Below are 15,817 nucleotides of genomic sequence, written 5' to 3'. Positions count from 1 at the left end.
CTCACTTCAGCTCGTACGAGGCCATCGCGGCCCGCACGGCAGGGGAGAAGAGGTCGGGACCCAGCGCGTCGGAGTGCGCCAGCCCCTCGGGGGACAGGCGCAGCAGCCCGGCGGCCGGAGCGTCCGGATCGAGCCAGCCCCGCTCCTCGAACAGAGCCAGCTCAGCGGGGAAGTCCTCCTCGGGGCCGCTGCCGAACCGCTCGCGGTACTCCGACAGCCGCAGCCCGCCGGCCTGGAGGACCGACTGCAGGAGGTGACGGCGGCGCGCCTCGTCGCCGTCGGTGTACCGGCCCACCTCCGCGCGGGTGAAGTCCTCGGTCGCCGTGTAGCCGTCGATGATGGACCGCACCTCCCGCATCTGGACCGCGTAGTCGAAGGAGTAGTGCAGCCGCGAGGTGTACGAGCGGGCGCCGCAGCCCAGCCCGATCATCCCGTCGGTCTGGCAGGCGTAGTCGTCGGGACCCCCGGCGGCCGGGGCACCGGCTCGCCGGAACATCCGCATCGACACCTGCTCGTAGCCGTGCGCCAGGAGATGATCGCGCCCGGACCGGTACAGCCGCAGCCGCTGTTCGTCCCAGGCGGATTCCGCTTCCGCCGCCGACGCGCCGGTGCGGCCGAGGCCGGTCAGCGGACGCACGTACAGCGGGTAGAGGTACAGCTCCTCCGGACGCCACTGGAGCGCCGCGTCCAGGGAGGTCTGCCAGCTCGCCTCGTCCTGCCCGTCGATGCCGTAGATCAGGTCGATGTTGAGGACCGGGATGCGGGCGTCCCGGATCAGCCCCAGGGCGGCTTCGACGTCCGCCCGGCGCTGCGGACGGACCGCCGCGCGTGCCTCGTCCTCGACGAAGCTCTGCACACCGATGCTGATCCTGGTCGCCCCCCGCTCGGCCAGCACGGCCAGCCGGTCGGCGGTCGCGGTCGACGGTGACGTCTCGACCGACAGGGGCACCGACCGGAGATCGGCGCCCATCCGCTTCTCCGCTATGTCGCACAGGCGCTCCAGCTCACCTGCCGTCAGGAAGGTCGGGGTACCGCCCCCGAAGGCCGCCGCGGCGAAACGCACCGGCTCGGCGTCGCCCAGCGCGTCCCGCACGGCCGTCGCCTGCCGGTCCAGCGCGTCGAGGTAGCGGGTGGTGAGCTCGTCGGGGGCGCCGACCCGGGTGAAGAGGTTGCAGAAGCCGCAGCGGACCTCGCAGAACGGTATGTGGAGGTAGAGCGAGAGCGCGTCCTTGCGTTCCCCGGCCCACAGCTCGCTCAGCGCGGGCCGCCCGCCGGGGTCATCGGACAGCCTGCCGTACGCCGTCTTGTGCGGGTAGGCGTAGACGTAACTCTGGTAGGGGCGGGGCGAGTACGGGCTGTTCATCGGGCGGTGGCCCCCGGTTCCAGGAAGAAATGGGCGTAAGGAACGGTCCAGACGGACTCGTGCCCGAGCCGGTGACCGGTGTATCCGTCGTCGCCGTACGCCGTGCCGTGGTCGGAGCAGACGATGGCGAAGGCGCGGCGGCGGCTGCTCGCGGCGGCGAAGAGCCGGCCGATATGGGCGTCGACGTACTCCAGCGCGGCGGCGTGGGTCGCGCGGCTGTCGCCGGCGTCCCGGGTGGCCCCCGGCAGGTGGAACCAGTTCGGCTGGTGCAGCGCGGAGACGTTGACGAACAGGAACAGCCGCTGTTCGGCGGGGAGCCGCTCGACTACACGCTCGGCACGGGCCACCTGCGCCTCGAAGGACCTCTCGGACGCGACACCGAACTCGGTTTCCCAGTGCGCCTCCTGGAACATCCCGGGCAGTACCGAGCCCAGGGCACCCTGCCGGTTGAAGAACCCGACGCCTCCGATGCACACCGTGCGGTACCCGGCCGACGCCAGACCCGAGACCAGGTCGGGGGCGTCGAAGACGAAGGTGGGCTCCGCGGTGGTCTCACTGCCCGCGAACCGGGCGGCGAACAGTCGCGGATGGGGCCCCGGAGCGGCCGGTGTGGGCAGGAACCCCGCGAAGATCGCCTGGTGCGAGGCGTACGTGAAGCTACCCGGGGCGTGCCGCCGCTCCCAGCCGCCGGCCGGCAGGTGCCGGGCCAGGTTCGGGATACGGCCGGCGGCGGCGAGCTCCGCCGCCACGTCGTACCGCAGGGTGTCCAGGGTGACGAGCAGCAGGTCATCGCGGCCGACGACCTCGCTCATATCCGGGTTCGGGGCGTCCAGGACGCCGGACGGGGGTTCAGGATGCTGCGTCGACACGGTGGTTCCCTGCTCTGTTCTGTGCTCTGTCCAGTACGGCGGCGACCTGCGCGGCATAGGTGTCCAGGCCCTCGGCGCCGCTGCCCGGCAGACCTGTCAGACGTGGCAGCAGGTCACCGAAGGCGTTGACCTCGCCGACGGCGAACCGCCGCCAGCCGGTCGCGGGCAGCAGGTCGACGCCCACGCACAGCGTGTCCGGGAAGGCGGCGCCCGCCCGCTCGCACACCGCCAGGGCCTCGCGCCAGCTGCCGCCCGCCGCCTCGGTGGCGGCCCGCGCCTCGTCCAGATCGCCGCGAACACCCCCGAGGTGCAGATTGGTCATGGGGGAGCGGCTGGTGCGGACGACGGCGTGGGTGGCGCGGCCGTCCACCACCACGACCCGCAGATCCGCTGCCCGGCCGCGCTGCGAGGCCTTCGGCAGCCAGCGTTCGACGTGCAGACCGTCCGGCGCCAGCGCGTCGACGATCGCCGCGACCTCGCCCTCCGTCGTGAGCCGGCGCACCCGGAGCGAGTTGTGGAGCCGGCCGGCCCCGTCCCGCTCGACCGAGGTGGTCGCCCGCACGCGGCCGGGACCGGCCGTCTCCACGGCGAGCACCCCCGAGGCGGAGGACCCGTGCGCGGGTTTCACGAACACCCTCGGCATCCGGCGGTCGGCCATCAGGCCGCGCACATCCGCCCAGCCGCGTACGGGTGGCGCGGCGGGGCCGGACGTGGGCGAGGCGGGCACGGGCACGCCCGCCGCGTCCAGCACGCCGTGGCACAGCCGCTTGTCGAACAGCACCGCGAGGTCACCGGGGCCGTCCAGCAGGACCGCACCGGCCTCGGCCGCGGCCCGCGCCACCTCCCGTACGGCGGAGGTGAACCGCGCGTACCAGCGCGACGACCCCTCCACCCTGGTCGGGTCCTCGACGTCCCGCAGCAGCCGCTCGACCTCGGCGTCCTCACCGGGGGAGTCGATGCGCACGGTCTCCCCGGGCAGGAAGACCGCCGCCCCGTCCAGCACGTCGAGCCAGGAGACGGGGCGGGCCGCGGGCAGCCCGGCGGCCCGCACGGCCTTCTGGAAGAGGCCGACGCGGCGGTTGCCGGGATTGCCCACGACCGCGAAGCGCGGCGGCGCGCTATTCACTGACCGCGACATAGCGGGGCTCGTCGCCCTCGGGATCCCAGTAGTCCGCCCCGTCGAGATCGATCCGGGTGCCCGACCTGGCGAACAGCTCCCGGAGGCGGTCCGTCAGCGGATCGGTGAGGTAGTGGTGAGACAGGTCCAGCGAGGTGAGGTGGGTGAGAGGCTGACCGTTGAGCAGGGCGGCGGCCCCCGCGTCGCCGAGGGTGCCCATGGAGAGGGCGAGCGACTCCAGCCGGGCGACCACCGGTGCGCCGGCCACCGCCGCGGCGATCTCGTCCTGGAACTCGCTGTTCCGCAGGCCGAGATGGCGAAGGCGCGGAAGGCCACCGCCCGCCAGGACCGGCCGCAGATCCTCGACCGTGGCGTCACCGCCGTACCAGCCGACGCCGAGCCAGAGCTCCAGACTTTCCAGCGCGGGCAGTTCGCAGGACCCGACCGCCCGCACGACATGCCCCGGCAGACCGCCGGACTCGAACCTCAGCGACTTCAGCGCCTCGTGCCGCACCGGGCGCAGCTCCAGCTTCGCCTCATCGAGGACGCTGTCCCCGCCGCCGCGCACGGTCAGCTCCTCCAGGAGCAAAAACGCTTCGAGGACCGGAGTGATGTCGCACATGGCGAGCCACGAGACCTCGCACTCCTCACCGGCAACATCGGCGAGGAACAGCGCGCGCAGATCCGGGAACCGGCCGGCCTCGGCGACGAGCCGCTCGACGACCGGGGCGAGAACCGAGTAGTCGTCCTCCCACCAGGGGCCGATCAGCAGGGCCCGGACCCCCGCCGGGTCGACGGTGTCGAGGAAGTGCTGCCAGAGCTCCGGGAACGGCACCCCGTCCTGTCCGCAGTCCAGCCGCCAGGCCACCGACCCGGCCGGGGGCAGAGCCGGCGCGCCCGCGTCGTCCCCGGCCGGCAGGGTCAGCACGGGCAGGCCGTAAAACACCTCTGGGTGTTCGATGCTGTTCAACGTCCCCTCACTCCGAGACCGTGGTGTAACGGCCCTCGGGCCCGCCGTCGTCCCACGGCTCGCAGCGGTCCGACAGGTCGACCCGCACCCCGTGCGGTACCAGGGCGTCGGAGATCCGGCGCTCCACCTGCTCGCTGAGGAAGTGGTGGTGGAGGTCCAGCACGTCGAGATGGGTCAGCGGCTGGCCCTCGAGGAGCGCGGCCGCGCCCTCGTCCCCGAGCGTGCCGCACGACAGGTCGAGCGTACGCAGCCGGGCCACGAGCGGCGCCGAGGCGATGGCCGCCGCGATCTCGTTCTCCACCTCACTGTTGCGCAGGCCGAGATGGTGCAGGGCCGGGAACCGGGTGCCGGACAGCAGCGGCGCGAGGTCCGCCACATCGGCGTCGCCGCCGTAGGCGGAGACACCCAGCCAGAGATCGAGCTTCTCCAGCGCGGGCAGCTCGCTGTCCAGCACCCCGCGGACCACCTCGACCGGCAGCCCGCCCGTCTCGACGGTGAGCGAACGAAGGCGCTCGTGCCGGGTGGGCGGGAAGACGAGATCGCTTCCACCGCGCACCCCGAGCTCCACCAGCGCGGGGTAGGCGGCCAGCAGAGCGGTGACATCGCTCTGCTGGATCCAGGAGATCTCCGCCTCCTCCATCGTCAGATCCCCGACGAACACCGCCTCGAGCGACGTCAGCCGGTCGGCGGCGGCCACCACGAGACCGATCGGGTACGACGAGTTCTCCTCGTACGCCTCCCCCCACTGCCCGATGACCAGCGCGCGCACCCCGGCCGGATCGACGGCCGCCAGGAACGAGTCGAACTCCTGCTCCCAGGTGCGGTCGTCCTCGTAGGGCTCGACGAAGACGCGCCAGGCCGCCGCACCGGCGGGCGGCCGGGCCCCGTCGCTCGCGTCGTGCTGGAAGTCGACGGCCGGAAGGCCGAGCAGCTCGTGCAGGTGGTCCACATCGGACATGGCCCTGGGCTCCTGATGACGGTGACGGATTGATGTCCGCAAGGTCTATCAACAGCCACTGACAACGGGAGCACCGGGCCCACCGCCCTGTGTTCCGGGGCCGATTGTCAGACCCCCGCCGTAGCGTTTTCCTCGTGGCCGGCACAGCGGGTGCCGGTCCGGAGGGGAGACGTCTGTGTACCGGCAGGGCGATGTGCTGATCATGGCGCTGAAGGAGTCCGAGGTGCCGTCGAACCTCCTGGACGCGCCGGGCGAACTGCGCGACGGGCGGGGCCGGCTGGTGCTCGCGCTCGGCGAGGTCACCGGACACGCGCACGCGGTGCCCGGACCGGGACGGCTGATCCGGGAGGCCGGGGTGTTCGGCCCGATGCTCCTCCACCTCCCCGACGGCGGACGGGTGGTGCACGAGGAACACGCGGTCATCCCGCTGCCGAAGGGCTGGTTCCGCGTCGTGCGCCAGCGGGAGTACGCACCGGGGACGATCCGCATCGTCGCGGACTGAGCCGCCTTCGCCGGCCGGGCCGCGAGGGCCGGCGGCGATGCGCGATCCGAGAACGCCCAAAACGGGGAACGGCACAGGAAACAGGGGACGGGGAAGAAAATGCAGTACGTGGACTCATGGCGGGCCGTGGCGGCGGCGACCGGTGCGGCGGACCGGCCGGCGGCCGAGGACGGCGTGCGGCTCGCCTACCGCAGCGCGGGGCTGGCCGAGCCGGAGGAGTTCGTCTGGGCCGATTCGCCCAGGGAGGCCGTCGGCATCCTGAAGAAGCTGACCGACGCCGGCCGTTCGGTCCGTGAGGAGGTCAGGACCCGGCCCTGGGCGGACGAACGGCGCCGGATGTACGACGAGTTGGGCCCGGCCGGCTGGTCCGCGCTCTGGTCCGCCACCGGTGCCCAGCTGTGGGAGACCACGGCGGCGCTCGCCGACCGGATACGGGCCGCCGTCGTCGCCGAGGCGGCCGATCGGCCCGAGGACGAGCCGGATGTGCGGCTGCTCCTCCTCGACGCGGTCCTCGGCCAGCACGACGCGGCCTGGCTCGCCGCGTTCGACGGCCGGGGCGACCGGCTCGACGGACTGGCGGCGGTGGCCAGGAACGCGGGCTGGTGGTGGCCCTACGAGCGCACCGTGGTGATCAGCGACCGCCCGGGGGAGCTGTACCGCGACGAGGCGGGCCGGCTCGACCGGGGCGACGGCCCGGCGCTCTCGTACCGGGACGGGTTCGGGCTGTACGCCTGGCGCGGCATGCCGGTGCCCGCCGAATTCCTGGCGGAGCTGACCGCGCTCACCCCCGAGCGGATCCGGGCCGAGGAGAACGCGGAACTGCGTCGCGTGATGCTGGAGTTCTACGGATACGACCGCTACCTCACGGAGTCGCGCGCCGAACCGGTCCACCGGGACGAGACGGGCATCCTGTGGCGGATCGCGCTGGACGGCGACGAGGATGTGGTCATGGTCGAGGTGGTCAACGCCACCCCGGAGCCGGACGGGACGCACCGCACCTACTGGCTGCGGGTACCGCCCGCGATCCGGACCGCGAAGGAGGGCGTCGCCTGGACGTTCGGCCTGCGGGGCGAGGCCTACACGCCTCTGCGCCAGACCTGACGGAAGGGGCCGCGGGGGCGGCCGCCGGGCGGATGGCCGGACGGTCAGGCCGTCAGCGTCTCGTGGTCGATGCCGAGTTCACGGGCCAGTGCCTGTTCGGTCCACTCCAGCATCGTGGCCCGGGAGAGCGGGCCCGCGTACGAGGTCATCTGCACCGCCAGGCCGTCCAGCAGCGCGGTCAGCCGCCAGGCCACGGACATCGGGTCGTCGCAGTGGAACTCGCCCCCGGCCGCGCCCTCCTCGATGACCTCGGCCAGCTCCGCCTTCCACTGCTGGTCGAGATCGCCCGCCACGGTACGCAGCGCGGGATCCCGGAGCGAGGCGGCCCAGCCCTCGATCCACAGCCGCCAGCCCTTGGCCTGGCCCGTCGGCGCGTACCAGCGGACGGCGGCGCGCAGCCTGCGCACCGCCGTGGTCCGGCGGGTCAACAGCTTGCGCAGATGGGCGAGATCGGCCTCGGCCGCGTGCGCGAACGCGGCGGCGACCAGCTTCTCCTTGGTGGAGAAGTGGTAGAGCACGAGTGCGTTGCTGACGCCGAGGACGGAGGCCACATCGGCGATCCGTACCGCCGCGACACCCCGTACCTCGATCTGCTCCACGGCAGCGCGCAGCAGCTCCTCGCGTCGCTCCGCCACACTCAACCGGACTCTGCCCACGGCGTCACCCTAACAACGGCCCTGCCGCGGCGGGGTGGGACCACGGCCCGGCCGTCGGCCGCCGGGTCCGGTGGCGTACGTCCATGCCGCCGTCACATGCCCGGTCAGCGGTACCAGCCGAAGCGTTCCGCCATGACCGGCAACCGGTCCGCGACCACCGCGTGGGCCGCCGCCCGGGGGGTGCAGTTCTCCACCGCGGCCCGGTTCATCACCAGTTCGACGAGCGCGCGCATCGAGCTGCGGGTGTGGGCGAAGGCCTCGTCGGCGTCGGCGCGTATGTCACCGAACAGGGTCCACCACCACCAGGCGTTGGTCCCGGAGTTGACGACGACATCGGGCAGCACCGTGATCCCGCGCTCCGCGAGCAGGGCCTCGGCCTCCGGCAGCACCGGCATATTGGCTGCCTCGACCACCCAGCGGGCCCTGATCCGGGCCTGGTTCCCGGTGTCGATGGCGTAGGAGACCGCGGCGGGCACGAGTACGTCCACGTCCTGGTCCAGCCAGGCCCCTGCGGGCAGCTCGCGGTCGGCGTCGCGCAGTGCGCCGCGGTCCACCGTCCCGTGACGGTCCCGGGCGGAGAGCAGGGCCTCGATGTCGAGGCCGGCCGGGTTGGCGATGGTCCCCTTGACGTCGGCCACGGCGACCACCCGGAGCCCGGCCCGCGACAGGAACCGGGCCGTCGCGCCGCCCATGGTGCCGAGACCCTGCACGGCGACCCGCGCCCGCGCGTGGCCGACCCCGTCCCGGTCCAGTGCGGCCAGCACCGACTCGGCGACCCCGCAGCCGCCGACCAGCTCGTCGAGCCCGATGCCGTCCACCTCGACGGCGAAGGCGTCGGCCAGCCGCTGCCGGGCGGCCGCCTCGTCGTCGAGCAGCGGATAGACGGCCTCGATGGAGGAGACGAGCCCGGCCTCCGCGGCCGCCCGGTCGACCAGGTCCTGGCTGAGCCCCAGGTCCTCGCCGGTCGTCCAGATGTTCTCGACGTACGGACGCACGGCGCGCAGGTAGCGCACCAGGACGCCGTAGGCGGCCGGGTCGCGGGGATCGCAGTCGATGCCGCCCTTGGCGCCGCCGAGGGGCACGTAGCGGGCCCCGGTGCGGTCCGCGTCGAAGTGGAGCGCTTCCTTCATCGTCATGCCGCGGGCCAGTCCCGTCACCTCGTCGAGCGTGCAGCCCGCCCGCATCCGCAGTCCGCCGCTGGACACCCCGCGCACCAGCCGGTCGACGACCAGGTGCCCCTGGTGGCCGGTGACGTGGTCCGTCCAGGTCAGGGAGATCAGCGGGGCGGGCGGGGACACCGCGGGCGTCGTCATCGGGGTTCTCCTCGGTCACTGCGGTCGGGGCGGGCCCGGGGGCTGCACCCCGGGCCGTGCGGGCCGGGGCCTGTCGGCCCCATGGTCTTTTACTGAACGACCATTCAGTATTGGGACGATTCGGTGCCGCTGTCAACGCCGCTCGCCCCGAATCGTGGCCCGGTGGCCGGATGCGGTCGCACGGCGCCTCGGAGCGGATGCCGGACGCCGGACGCGGAATCCTGCGCGGGGTCCGGACGTTGGATCCGTCATGACGGGAATCGACGCACAGCAGGATGCGCTCCTTCGGCTGTTCTCCGAAGGCAACAGCGGTGTACTGGTCACGCTCAAGCGCGACGGCAGGCCCCAGCTGTCCAATGTGAACCACTTCTACTACCCCGACGAGCGCATCGTCCGGGTCTCGGTCACCGAGGACCGGGCGAAGACCCGGAACCTGCGCCGCGACCCGAGGGCCGGCTACCACGTGACCAGCGAGGACCGCTGGGCCTGGACGGTCGCCGACGGCACCGCCGACCTCACCCCGCCGGCGGCGGACCCCGACGACGCCACCGTCGCGGAGCTGGTCGCGCTCTACCGCGACGTCCAGGGCGAGCACCCGGACTGGGACGACTACCGCCGGGCCATGGTCAGGGACCGCCGGGTCGTGGTGCGGCTGCACGTCGAGCACGCGTACGGGCAGCCGCGTGGCTGAGGCGGGCCCTGCGGGCCACCATCCTGTTGGGTGTTCTGCTCTCGCACTGTCGTACCCCCCGTCCATAATGAGATGACACCGACTCCCTCAGGAGATCTTGTGACCGGCGCTGACTCCACGTTCTCGCTCCGTACCAGGCTGCGCGCGCTGCGGCCCGCAGACTTCGGGGCCGACCCGGACGGCCCCCGTATGGAGCGCATCCGGCGTTCCCCGAATTTCGTCGACGGGGTGTTCCAGAACCCGGTGGGGGCACGGATCAGGCCGTCGGGGTCCGCCCTGGAGTTCGCGAAGACGTACTTCCGCAAGGAGGAGCGGGTACTGAGATCGCCGACCGGTGACATTCCGGTCCATGCCACCACGCTGGCCGATCTCGCCACCCCGCCCGCCTCGGGGCTGCGGCTCACCTGGATGGGGCATTCCAGTGTGCTCGCGGAGATCGACGGCCGACGGGTGCTGTTCGACCCGGTCTGGGGCGACCGCTGTTCGCCGTTCGCGTTCGCGGGCCCCAAGCGGCTGCACCCCGCACCGCTGCCGCTGGGCGTACTGGGGCCGGTCGATGTGGTGGTGATCTCCCACGACCACTACGACCACCTCGATCTTCCGACCATCCGGGCGCTGGCCGGCACGGACACGGCCTTCGCCGTGCCGCTCGGCGTCGGAGCGCACCTGGAGCGCTGGGGCGTGGCCCCGGACCGGATCCGTGAGCTCGACTGGAACGAGAGCACGGAGGTCGCCGGGATCAGCCTGACGGCCACCCCGGCCAGGCACTTCTGCGGCCGGGGCCTGCGCAACCAGCAGCACACCCTCTGGGCCTCGTGGGTCGTGGCGGGACCGGAGCACCGGATCTACCACAGCGGCGACACCGGCTATTTCCCCGGCTTCAAGGAGATCGGCGCCGAACACGGCCCGTTCGACGCCACCATGATCCAGATCGGCGCCTACAGTCAGTACTGGCCCAAGGACCACACGGACGGCCGGCCCGAGCCCGGCGCCTGGCCGGACATCCACATGAGCCCCGACGAGGGGGTCCAGGCCCATCTGGACCTCCAGGGCAACGATCCGGCGGCGGGGATCATGCTGCCGATCCACTGGGGGACGTTCAACCTCGCACTGCATCCGTGGGCCGAGCCCGCCGAATGGTCGATGCGCGCCACCCAGGTCGCAGGGGTGACGCTGGTGGCTCCGCACCCCGGCCGGCCGTTCGAGCCGGCCGACCCCCCGGCGGTCGAACCGTGGTGGCGCGCCGTGGCCGCGGAACCGGTGGCGGGCTGGGGCAACTGGCCCCCGGTCCACGTGCCGCTGCCCGGCGGAGCCGTGACGCCCGCTCCCGACCGGGACCGCGACCGGGCCGCCCAGGCCTGACGGCGTGGTGTCCGCGGGGCGGTACAGCCGTTCCGCGGACACCGCACCGCGTCCCGTGCCCGGCGGGGGTCGGGCTCCGGGGCTCAGGCCCGGGGGCGGAGGTGCCCGCGCTGCCCGTCGTGATCGAGGATGCACAGGATCTCGGCCGGCCCGCCGTGCGCCTTGATGGCGTGCGGGATCATGGTGGAGAACCCGGCGGCCCGGCCCGTCCCGACCCGCACGGCGCGCTCACCGAGGAGCAGCGTGACGGTTCCCGACAGCACCGTGAACCAGTCCCTGCCGGGGTGCACCCCCAGCCGGTCGGCCCCCGGGCCCCCGGCCTCGTCGGTGATGCGCATCTTGGCGACGGTGGCGCCGGCCGGGCCGGAGCCGCGGTTCAGCATCCAGGTGGTCAGTCCGCGCTGCTCGTCGCGCCGCGGCCTGATCGCGGCATCATCGTCGCTGACGCTCTCCACCAGCTGGTCGAGCGAGACTCCCAGGGCGCGGGCCAGCGCCGTGAGCTGGTCGAGCCCGATGCGCCGGTGACCGGTCTCGATGCGGCTCAGGGTGGAGGGGCTCAGGAAGGCGCGCTCGGCGAGGCTGTCGAGCGACCAGCCGCGGGCCTTCCGCAGCCTCCTGATCCGCATGCGCACCGTGCTGTCCAGATCGCTTTCTTGCGTCATGCGCAAGAGTTTACGCGAGGTACGCAAGGCGACGTTACGGTCGGTACATGAACGCCGCAGACCCGAATACCTCACGCCCGAACACCTCCCGACCGGCCCACGCCGATACCCACGCCGACGACGGAACCGCCGCCATGGCCGAGATCCTGGAGCTCGACGCCGAGGTCCTGAGCACGTACCTGTCGGAGCTCACCACCTGGCTGGGTGAACTGTCCGACCGGGAACCGGGCCGCATCATCGACCTGGGCAGCGGAACCGGCACCGGTGCCATCGCCCTCGCGCGGCGCTTCCCCCGGGCCGGAGTCTCGGCGGTGGACCGCTCCCCGCGGATGCTGCACCGGCTGTCGGTGAAGGCGGCCGAGCTGGGACTCGCGGACCGGGTCCGCGGCGTACAGGCGGACCTGGACCGGGAGTGGCCGGCCCTCGACACCGGCGACCTGGTCTGGGCGGCCGCCGCTCTCCACCACATGGTCGATCCCGGCCGGGTGCTGTCCCAGGTCTTCGGCGCACTGCGGCCGGGCGGCCTCCTCGCCGTCACCGAGATGGACTTCTTCCCCCGTTTCCTGCCCGACGACATCAAAGTGGGCCGGCCGGGCCTGGAGGCCCGCCTCCACGCCGCCCTGAACGCGGAACCCGCCGCCGGCTGGACGGGCCACCTGGTCCGCGCGGGCTTCGTGCCGGAGGCCGAGCGCCCCTTCGTGATCGACCTGCCCGCCCCGCTGCCGCCCGCCACCGCCCGCTATGCCCAGCTCTGTCTGCGCAAGCTGCGTTCCCACCTCGACGGGCAGCTCGCCGCCGAGGACCTGGCCGCCCTCGACGCCGTCACCGACGACGAGGGCCCGCACAGCGTCCTGCGGCGCGACGACCTCACGGTCCGGACGACCAGGACCACCTGGGTGGGCCGCCGCCCCTGACCGCCCGGAGAGCGGCGGCGTTCGCACGGCCGGGCGGGCGTCGAACGGCGGTACGCTGCCGTCGGGAAGCGGGTACGGTGCGGCGGCTTCCCGGTGCACCCCCGTCCACCTGCCCGCTGATCCGCCGGGCTCGCTGACCGGCCGAGGACGGCATCGGTGTGCCTCCACCTTCCAAGGAGCGGCCATGCTGCGGGTGCACTTCACCGCCGAGGATCTGGGGCGGGTCCGGGTGGCCCCCGGGCCGGACTTCCTCTGGGAGATCAGCAACAGTGTGCAGACCCTGCAACGCCGCGACGGTGAAAGGGAGTTCGGCGTCTGGCGCCGCTGGGTCCGGCCGCGCCTCTCCGCGAGCCCCCGACTGCTGTCCGCACTGCTGCCGCCACGCGGTTACTCGCCGGACTTCCTCACCCCCACCACCGGCGACCGGGCCACCCTGCACGCGGCCGTCGACACCCTGATGAGCACTCCGCGACCACGGCTGCGGACCGATCTGACACAACTGGCGGCCACGCTCCAACTCCCCGGCTGGGTGAGCTCCTTGGCCGGCGGTGACGCCGACACCCTCCGGCAGCTCGGCCAGGCGCTGCGCACCTACCAGCTGGAGGCGCTCGCACCGTACTGGCAGCGCGTCCACGCGCACATAGACGCCGACCGGGCCCTGCGCCTGCGCAGCCTCCTCGACGGCGGCACCGAGGGGCTGCTGGCCGGGCTCGGGCCGCAGTTCCGCTGGCGCCCGCCCGTACTGGAGGTGACGTACCCCGTCGACCAGCAACTCCGCTTACAGGGGCGGGGGCTTGTGCTGCAGCCGTCGTTCTTCTGCTGGCCCACGCCGATCACGCTGGCCGACGGGGACCTGCCACCCGTTCTCGTCTACCCCATCCACCACGCCGAGGACTGGGCCGGACCCGCCCCCGACCGCACGACCGGCGCGGGACCGCTGGGCCCGTTGCTCGGTCACACCCGGGCCGGTCTCCTGCGCGCGACCCGCACCGGATGCTCCACGGTCGAGGCCGCGCGGCTCCTGGGCGTGACCCACCCCGCCGTCAGCCAGCACCTGAACGTGCTGCGCGCGGTCGGGCTGGTCGCCACCGTGCGCAAGGCCGGCCGGTCCATCCACGTCGCGACGGCGGAGGGCCGGGCGCTGCTGGCCGCCGCTGAGCGGGCGAAGCGGTAGCGGGAGCGGCCTGGCCCGTAAGCCTGAACTTTCTTTCCTTGCGCCGTTCTTGAGCCGGGAAGGACGCTGGTTCCCGCCGCCGGAACCGGCCGTGCCGCGCGGATCCTTCGTGTGCGCCGGCCGGGAGCGTTCCCCGGCGGACGTTCTTCCCGCAAGGCCCGTCCCCCCACCCTCAGGAGCCTTATATGCGCAGGAGACTCGTGTCCTCAGCGATCGCCGCAGCCGCCGTCGGCGTTCTCCTCCACCCCGGCACGGCCCAGGCCTCGCCCGCACCGCACACCCCGTCGGTATCCGTGCTCGCCCACGGCACGGAGGCCGGCACGGCCGTCGTCAGCGGGCACAACGCGCCCGGCACCCGGCTGAAGGTCGCCTCCGGCCGTACCAGCAGCGGGCACTGGCTGGCGATCGACTACCAGGTGCAGGAGACCGGCTACTGGTGCGGACCGGCCGCCACCCGCATCGCGCTCTCGGCGAGGACCGCCCCGCCCAGCCAGGCCGCCCTGGCCGGCCAGCTCGGCACGACCGAGGCCGGTACCGACCACATCGGCCAGGTCACCGGCGTACTCAACTCGAACCTGGGCGGCGGCTGGTACGAGACCAAGGAGATGCCGAACGACCCGCCCACCCAGGGTCAGCGCGACCTGCTGTGGAACGACATCGTCTTCGACATCGACCGCAACTACCCGCTGGTGGCCAACATCGTGGCCCCGCCCGGCAACCAACCGCCCGGCTACCCCTCGGACCAGACGATCTACCACTACTTCACCGTGTTCGGCTACGACGACGTGGACCGCACGGTCCTCATAGCCGATCCCGCCTCCTTCAGCGGCAACCAGATCTACTGGATCTCCTTCGATCAGCTCGCCACGCTGATCCCGCCGAAGGGCTACTCGGCGTGACCCGCTCCCTTCCCACCAGGAGGCCGTGTTGAGCAGCCACCCCAGCTACCGCAGCCACCCCAGCCACGGTCCCACCCGCAGGAACATCATCAGGGCCGCCGGCGGACTCTCCGCCGCGATGGCCCTGGGCGCCGGGGGCATCCTCGCGGCCGCGTCCCCGGCCGGTGCGGCGGGAGACGGCTTCGGGCTGCGCGTCGTGGAGCACGACGAGAGCGATCCGCGGATGTGGTTCTACCGGTTCGCGACCGACGCGATCGGCTGGAATCCGGGCGTCAACGTCCTGCTCCCCGACAACTACCACACCGGTGCACGCACCTACCCGGTCCTCTACCTCCTCCACGGCGGCGGCACCGACCAGGACTTCATCACCTTCGACCGCGCGGGCATCCGGGACTGGACGGCCGGGAAGCCCGTCATCGTCGTGATGCCCGACGGCGGGCACGCGGGCTGGTACTCCAACCCGGTCAGCACCAACTCCGGCCCCCGGAACTGGGAGACGTTCCACATCGGCCAGCTGATTCCCTGGGTCGACGCCAACTTCCGCACCTACGCCGAGTACGACGGCCGGGCCGTCGCCGGGTTCTCGATGGGAGGCTTCGGCGCACTGAAGTACGCGGCGAAGTACTACGGCCACTTCGCCTCGGTGAGCGCCCACTCGGGCCCGGCCAGTCTGCGTCGCGACGCGGGACTGGTCACCCACTGGGCCAACGCCTCCTCCGCCGCCCTGGACCTGGGAGGCGGCACGGTCTACGGCGTACCGCTGTGGGACGAGGCCAGGGTGAGCGCCGACAACCCGGTCGAGCGGGTCGAGAGCTACCGGAACAAACGGGTGTTCCTGGTGGCGGGCACCAGCCCCGACCCGGTCAACTGGTTCGACACGGTCAACGAGACCCAGGTGCTGGCCGGCCAGCGGGAGTTCCGGGCCCTCCTCGGCGCCGCCGGCATCCCGCACGAGTGGTACGAGGAGCCGGGCGGGCACATGATCCGCGACTACCTGGTCCGCCGCGACCTCGACGGCATCGTCGCCCGGCTCCGTAAGGCCTGAGGGCCCCACGGAAGCGGCGCCCGTAGGATCGCTCCCCGCCCGGCCCGGTCCGGCGGACAGGCCGTGCGGGGAGCGGGACACCGGCCCCCCGCACACCCGGCAAGCCCCCTCGGCAGTGTTCGAGGGGGCTTCTCGCGTGCCGCCGGGGACGACGGCCAGCGCCCGCCCCCTCGCATGACGCACTGACCGGACCTGCCTATTCGGTCGCTCGTGCGAGAGGT

At 72.8% G+C, this 15,817-nt stretch carries 16 protein-coding genes; 8 read left to right on the top strand and 8 right to left on the bottom strand.

What is annotated here, in order from left to right; genetic code table 11:
* Position 1: 1 nt before the first annotated feature.
* From ACGFU6_RS30795 to ACGFU6_RS30775, 5 genes are read right to left on the bottom strand one after another with little or no spacing between them, the layout of a single operon-like run.
* The gene (locus ACGFU6_RS30795; RefSeq protein ID WP_393615676.1) at positions 2-1,363 is read right to left on the bottom strand and encodes an STM4012 family radical SAM protein; all 1,362 of its coding nucleotides are present in this window, start codon (positions 1,361-1,363) and stop codon (positions 2-4) included.
* Positions 1,360-2,175 (bottom strand): STM4013/SEN3800 family hydrolase, encoded by an 816-nt coding sequence (locus ACGFU6_RS30790; protein WP_393615701.1) that lies wholly within the window; start codon positions 2,173-2,175, stop codon positions 1,360-1,362. The genes ACGFU6_RS30795 and ACGFU6_RS30790 overlap by 4 nt, the downstream gene beginning before the upstream one ends.
* Positions 2,176-2,212: 37 nt before the next feature.
* Positions 2,213-3,370 carry an STM4014 family protein gene (locus tag ACGFU6_RS30785; protein ID WP_393615674.1) on the bottom strand — a complete coding sequence of 386 codons (1,158 nt, stop codon included), beginning with the start codon at positions 3,368-3,370 and terminating at the stop codon, positions 2,213-2,215.
* On the bottom strand, positions 3,351-4,319 hold the full coding sequence (locus ACGFU6_RS30780; protein WP_393615672.1) for an STM4015 family protein: 969 nt from the start codon (positions 4,317-4,319) through the stop codon (positions 3,351-3,353). The genes ACGFU6_RS30785 and ACGFU6_RS30780 overlap by 20 nt, the downstream gene beginning before the upstream one ends.
* 7 nt (positions 4,320-4,326) lie before the next feature.
* Entirely contained in the window at positions 4,327-5,277 is a 951-nt protein-coding gene (locus tag ACGFU6_RS30775; protein ID WP_393615670.1) for an STM4015 family protein, read from the bottom strand.
* 175 nt (positions 5,278-5,452) lie between these two features.
* Here ACGFU6_RS30775 and ACGFU6_RS30770 point away from each other — a divergent pair, with 175 nt between their 5' ends.
* Both ACGFU6_RS30770 and ACGFU6_RS30765 read left to right on the top strand, forming a co-directional pair.
* Entirely contained in the window at positions 5,453-5,779 is a 327-nt protein-coding gene (locus tag ACGFU6_RS30770) for a hypothetical protein (protein WP_393615668.1), read from the top strand.
* 99 nt (positions 5,780-5,878) lie between these two features.
* Entirely contained in the window at positions 5,879-6,880 is a 1,002-nt protein-coding gene (locus ACGFU6_RS30765) for a DUF6745 domain-containing protein (RefSeq protein WP_393615666.1), read from the top strand.
* 44 nt (positions 6,881-6,924) lie between these two features.
* Here ACGFU6_RS30765 and ACGFU6_RS30760 read toward each other — a convergent pair whose 3' ends face one another.
* Together ACGFU6_RS30760 and ACGFU6_RS30755 are read right to left on the bottom strand one after the other, a co-directional pair.
* On the bottom strand, positions 6,925-7,515 hold the full coding sequence (locus tag ACGFU6_RS30760) for a TetR/AcrR family transcriptional regulator (RefSeq protein WP_123530502.1): 591 nt from the start codon (positions 7,513-7,515) through the stop codon (positions 6,925-6,927).
* Between the two features lie 125 nt (positions 7,516-7,640).
* A complete protein-coding gene (locus ACGFU6_RS30755; RefSeq protein ID WP_393615664.1) occupies positions 7,641-8,849 on the bottom strand; it encodes a Glu/Leu/Phe/Val dehydrogenase dimerization domain-containing protein in 1,209 nt (402 codons plus the stop codon).
* Between the two features lie 250 nt (positions 8,850-9,099).
* Between ACGFU6_RS30755 and ACGFU6_RS30750 the strand changes: the two genes are divergently transcribed.
* Together ACGFU6_RS30750 and ACGFU6_RS30745 are read left to right on the top strand one after the other, a co-directional pair.
* Positions 9,100-9,540, top strand: coding sequence for a TIGR03618 family F420-dependent PPOX class oxidoreductase (locus ACGFU6_RS30750; RefSeq protein WP_393615662.1), 441 nt, complete (start codon positions 9,100-9,102; stop codon positions 9,538-9,540).
* A gap of 99 nt (positions 9,541-9,639) precedes the next feature.
* A complete protein-coding gene (locus tag ACGFU6_RS30745) occupies positions 9,640-10,902 on the top strand; it encodes an MBL fold metallo-hydrolase (protein WP_393615661.1) in 1,263 nt (420 codons plus the stop codon).
* An 83-nt stretch (positions 10,903-10,985) separates the two neighbouring features.
* Here the strand turns inward: ACGFU6_RS30745 and ACGFU6_RS30740 are convergent, their stop codons facing one another.
* The gene (locus ACGFU6_RS30740; RefSeq protein ID WP_393615659.1) at positions 10,986-11,564 is read right to left on the bottom strand and encodes a helix-turn-helix domain-containing protein; all 579 of its coding nucleotides are present in this window, start codon (positions 11,562-11,564) and stop codon (positions 10,986-10,988) included.
* Positions 11,565-11,611: 47 nt separating this feature from the next.
* On the opposite strand from ACGFU6_RS30740, the gene ACGFU6_RS30735 reads away from it, so the two are divergent.
* The 4 genes from ACGFU6_RS30735 to ACGFU6_RS30720 all read left to right on the top strand — a co-directional run bounded on the left by ACGFU6_RS30735 (position 11,612) and on the right by ACGFU6_RS30720 (position 15,596).
* Complete coding sequence (locus ACGFU6_RS30735; protein ID WP_393615657.1) at positions 11,612-12,478, top strand: class I SAM-dependent methyltransferase; 867 nt, start codon at positions 11,612-11,614, stop codon at positions 12,476-12,478.
* 184 nt (positions 12,479-12,662) lie between these two features.
* Positions 12,663-13,652, top strand: a complete 990-nt coding sequence (locus tag ACGFU6_RS30730) for an ArsR/SmtB family transcription factor (RefSeq protein WP_393615655.1) — start codon at positions 12,663-12,665, stop codon at positions 13,650-13,652.
* A gap of 185 nt (positions 13,653-13,837) precedes the next feature.
* A complete protein-coding gene (locus ACGFU6_RS30725; RefSeq protein WP_393615653.1) occupies positions 13,838-14,551 on the top strand; it encodes a C39 family peptidase in 714 nt (237 codons plus the stop codon).
* A 28-nt stretch (positions 14,552-14,579) separates the two neighbouring features.
* Complete coding sequence (locus tag ACGFU6_RS30720; RefSeq protein WP_393615651.1) at positions 14,580-15,596, top strand: alpha/beta hydrolase; 1,017 nt, start codon at positions 14,580-14,582, stop codon at positions 15,594-15,596.
* Positions 15,597-15,817 lie beyond the last annotated feature (221 nt).

Source organism: Streptomyces sp. NPDC048462 (assembly GCF_043200175.1).
Taxonomy (GTDB): Bacteria; Actinomycetota; Actinomycetes; order Streptomycetales; family Streptomycetaceae; genus Streptomyces.
Note: the sequence above shows the minus strand (reverse complement) of the source record. Positions and strands in the feature narration are given on the sequence as shown.

What these genes read in the sequence shown, in the direction of transcription:
- ACGFU6_RS30795 (WP_393615676.1), bottom strand. Translation starts at nt 1,363, where the DNA reads ATGAACAGCCCGTACTCGCCCCGCCCCTACCAGAGTTACGTCTACGCC.
- ACGFU6_RS30790 (WP_393615701.1), bottom strand. Translation starts at nt 2,175, where the DNA reads ATGAGCGAGGTCGTCGGCCGCGATGACCTGCTGCTCGTCACCCTGGAC.
- ACGFU6_RS30785 (WP_393615674.1), bottom strand. Translation starts at nt 3,370, where the DNA reads ATGTCGCGGTCAGTGAATAGCGCGCCGCCGCGCTTCGCGGTCGTGGGC.
- ACGFU6_RS30775 (WP_393615670.1), bottom strand. Translation starts at nt 5,277, where the DNA reads ATGTCCGATGTGGACCACCTGCACGAGCTGCTCGGCCTTCCGGCCGTC.
- ACGFU6_RS30765 (WP_393615666.1), top strand. Translation starts at nt 5,879, where the DNA reads ATGCAGTACGTGGACTCATGGCGGGCCGTGGCGGCGGCGACCGGTGCG.
- ACGFU6_RS30755 (WP_393615664.1), bottom strand. Translation starts at nt 8,849, where the DNA reads ATGACGACGCCCGCGGTGTCCCCGCCCGCCCCGCTGATCTCCCTGACC.
- ACGFU6_RS30750 (WP_393615662.1), top strand. Translation starts at nt 9,100, where the DNA reads ATGACGGGAATCGACGCACAGCAGGATGCGCTCCTTCGGCTGTTCTCC.
- ACGFU6_RS30740 (WP_393615659.1), bottom strand. Translation starts at nt 11,564, where the DNA reads ATGACGCAAGAAAGCGATCTGGACAGCACGGTGCGCATGCGGATCAGG.
- ACGFU6_RS30735 (WP_393615657.1), top strand. Translation starts at nt 11,612, where the DNA reads ATGAACGCCGCAGACCCGAATACCTCACGCCCGAACACCTCCCGACCG.
- ACGFU6_RS30730 (WP_393615655.1), top strand. Translation starts at nt 12,663, where the DNA reads ATGCTGCGGGTGCACTTCACCGCCGAGGATCTGGGGCGGGTCCGGGTG.
- ACGFU6_RS30725 (WP_393615653.1), top strand. Translation starts at nt 13,838, where the DNA reads ATGCGCAGGAGACTCGTGTCCTCAGCGATCGCCGCAGCCGCCGTCGGC.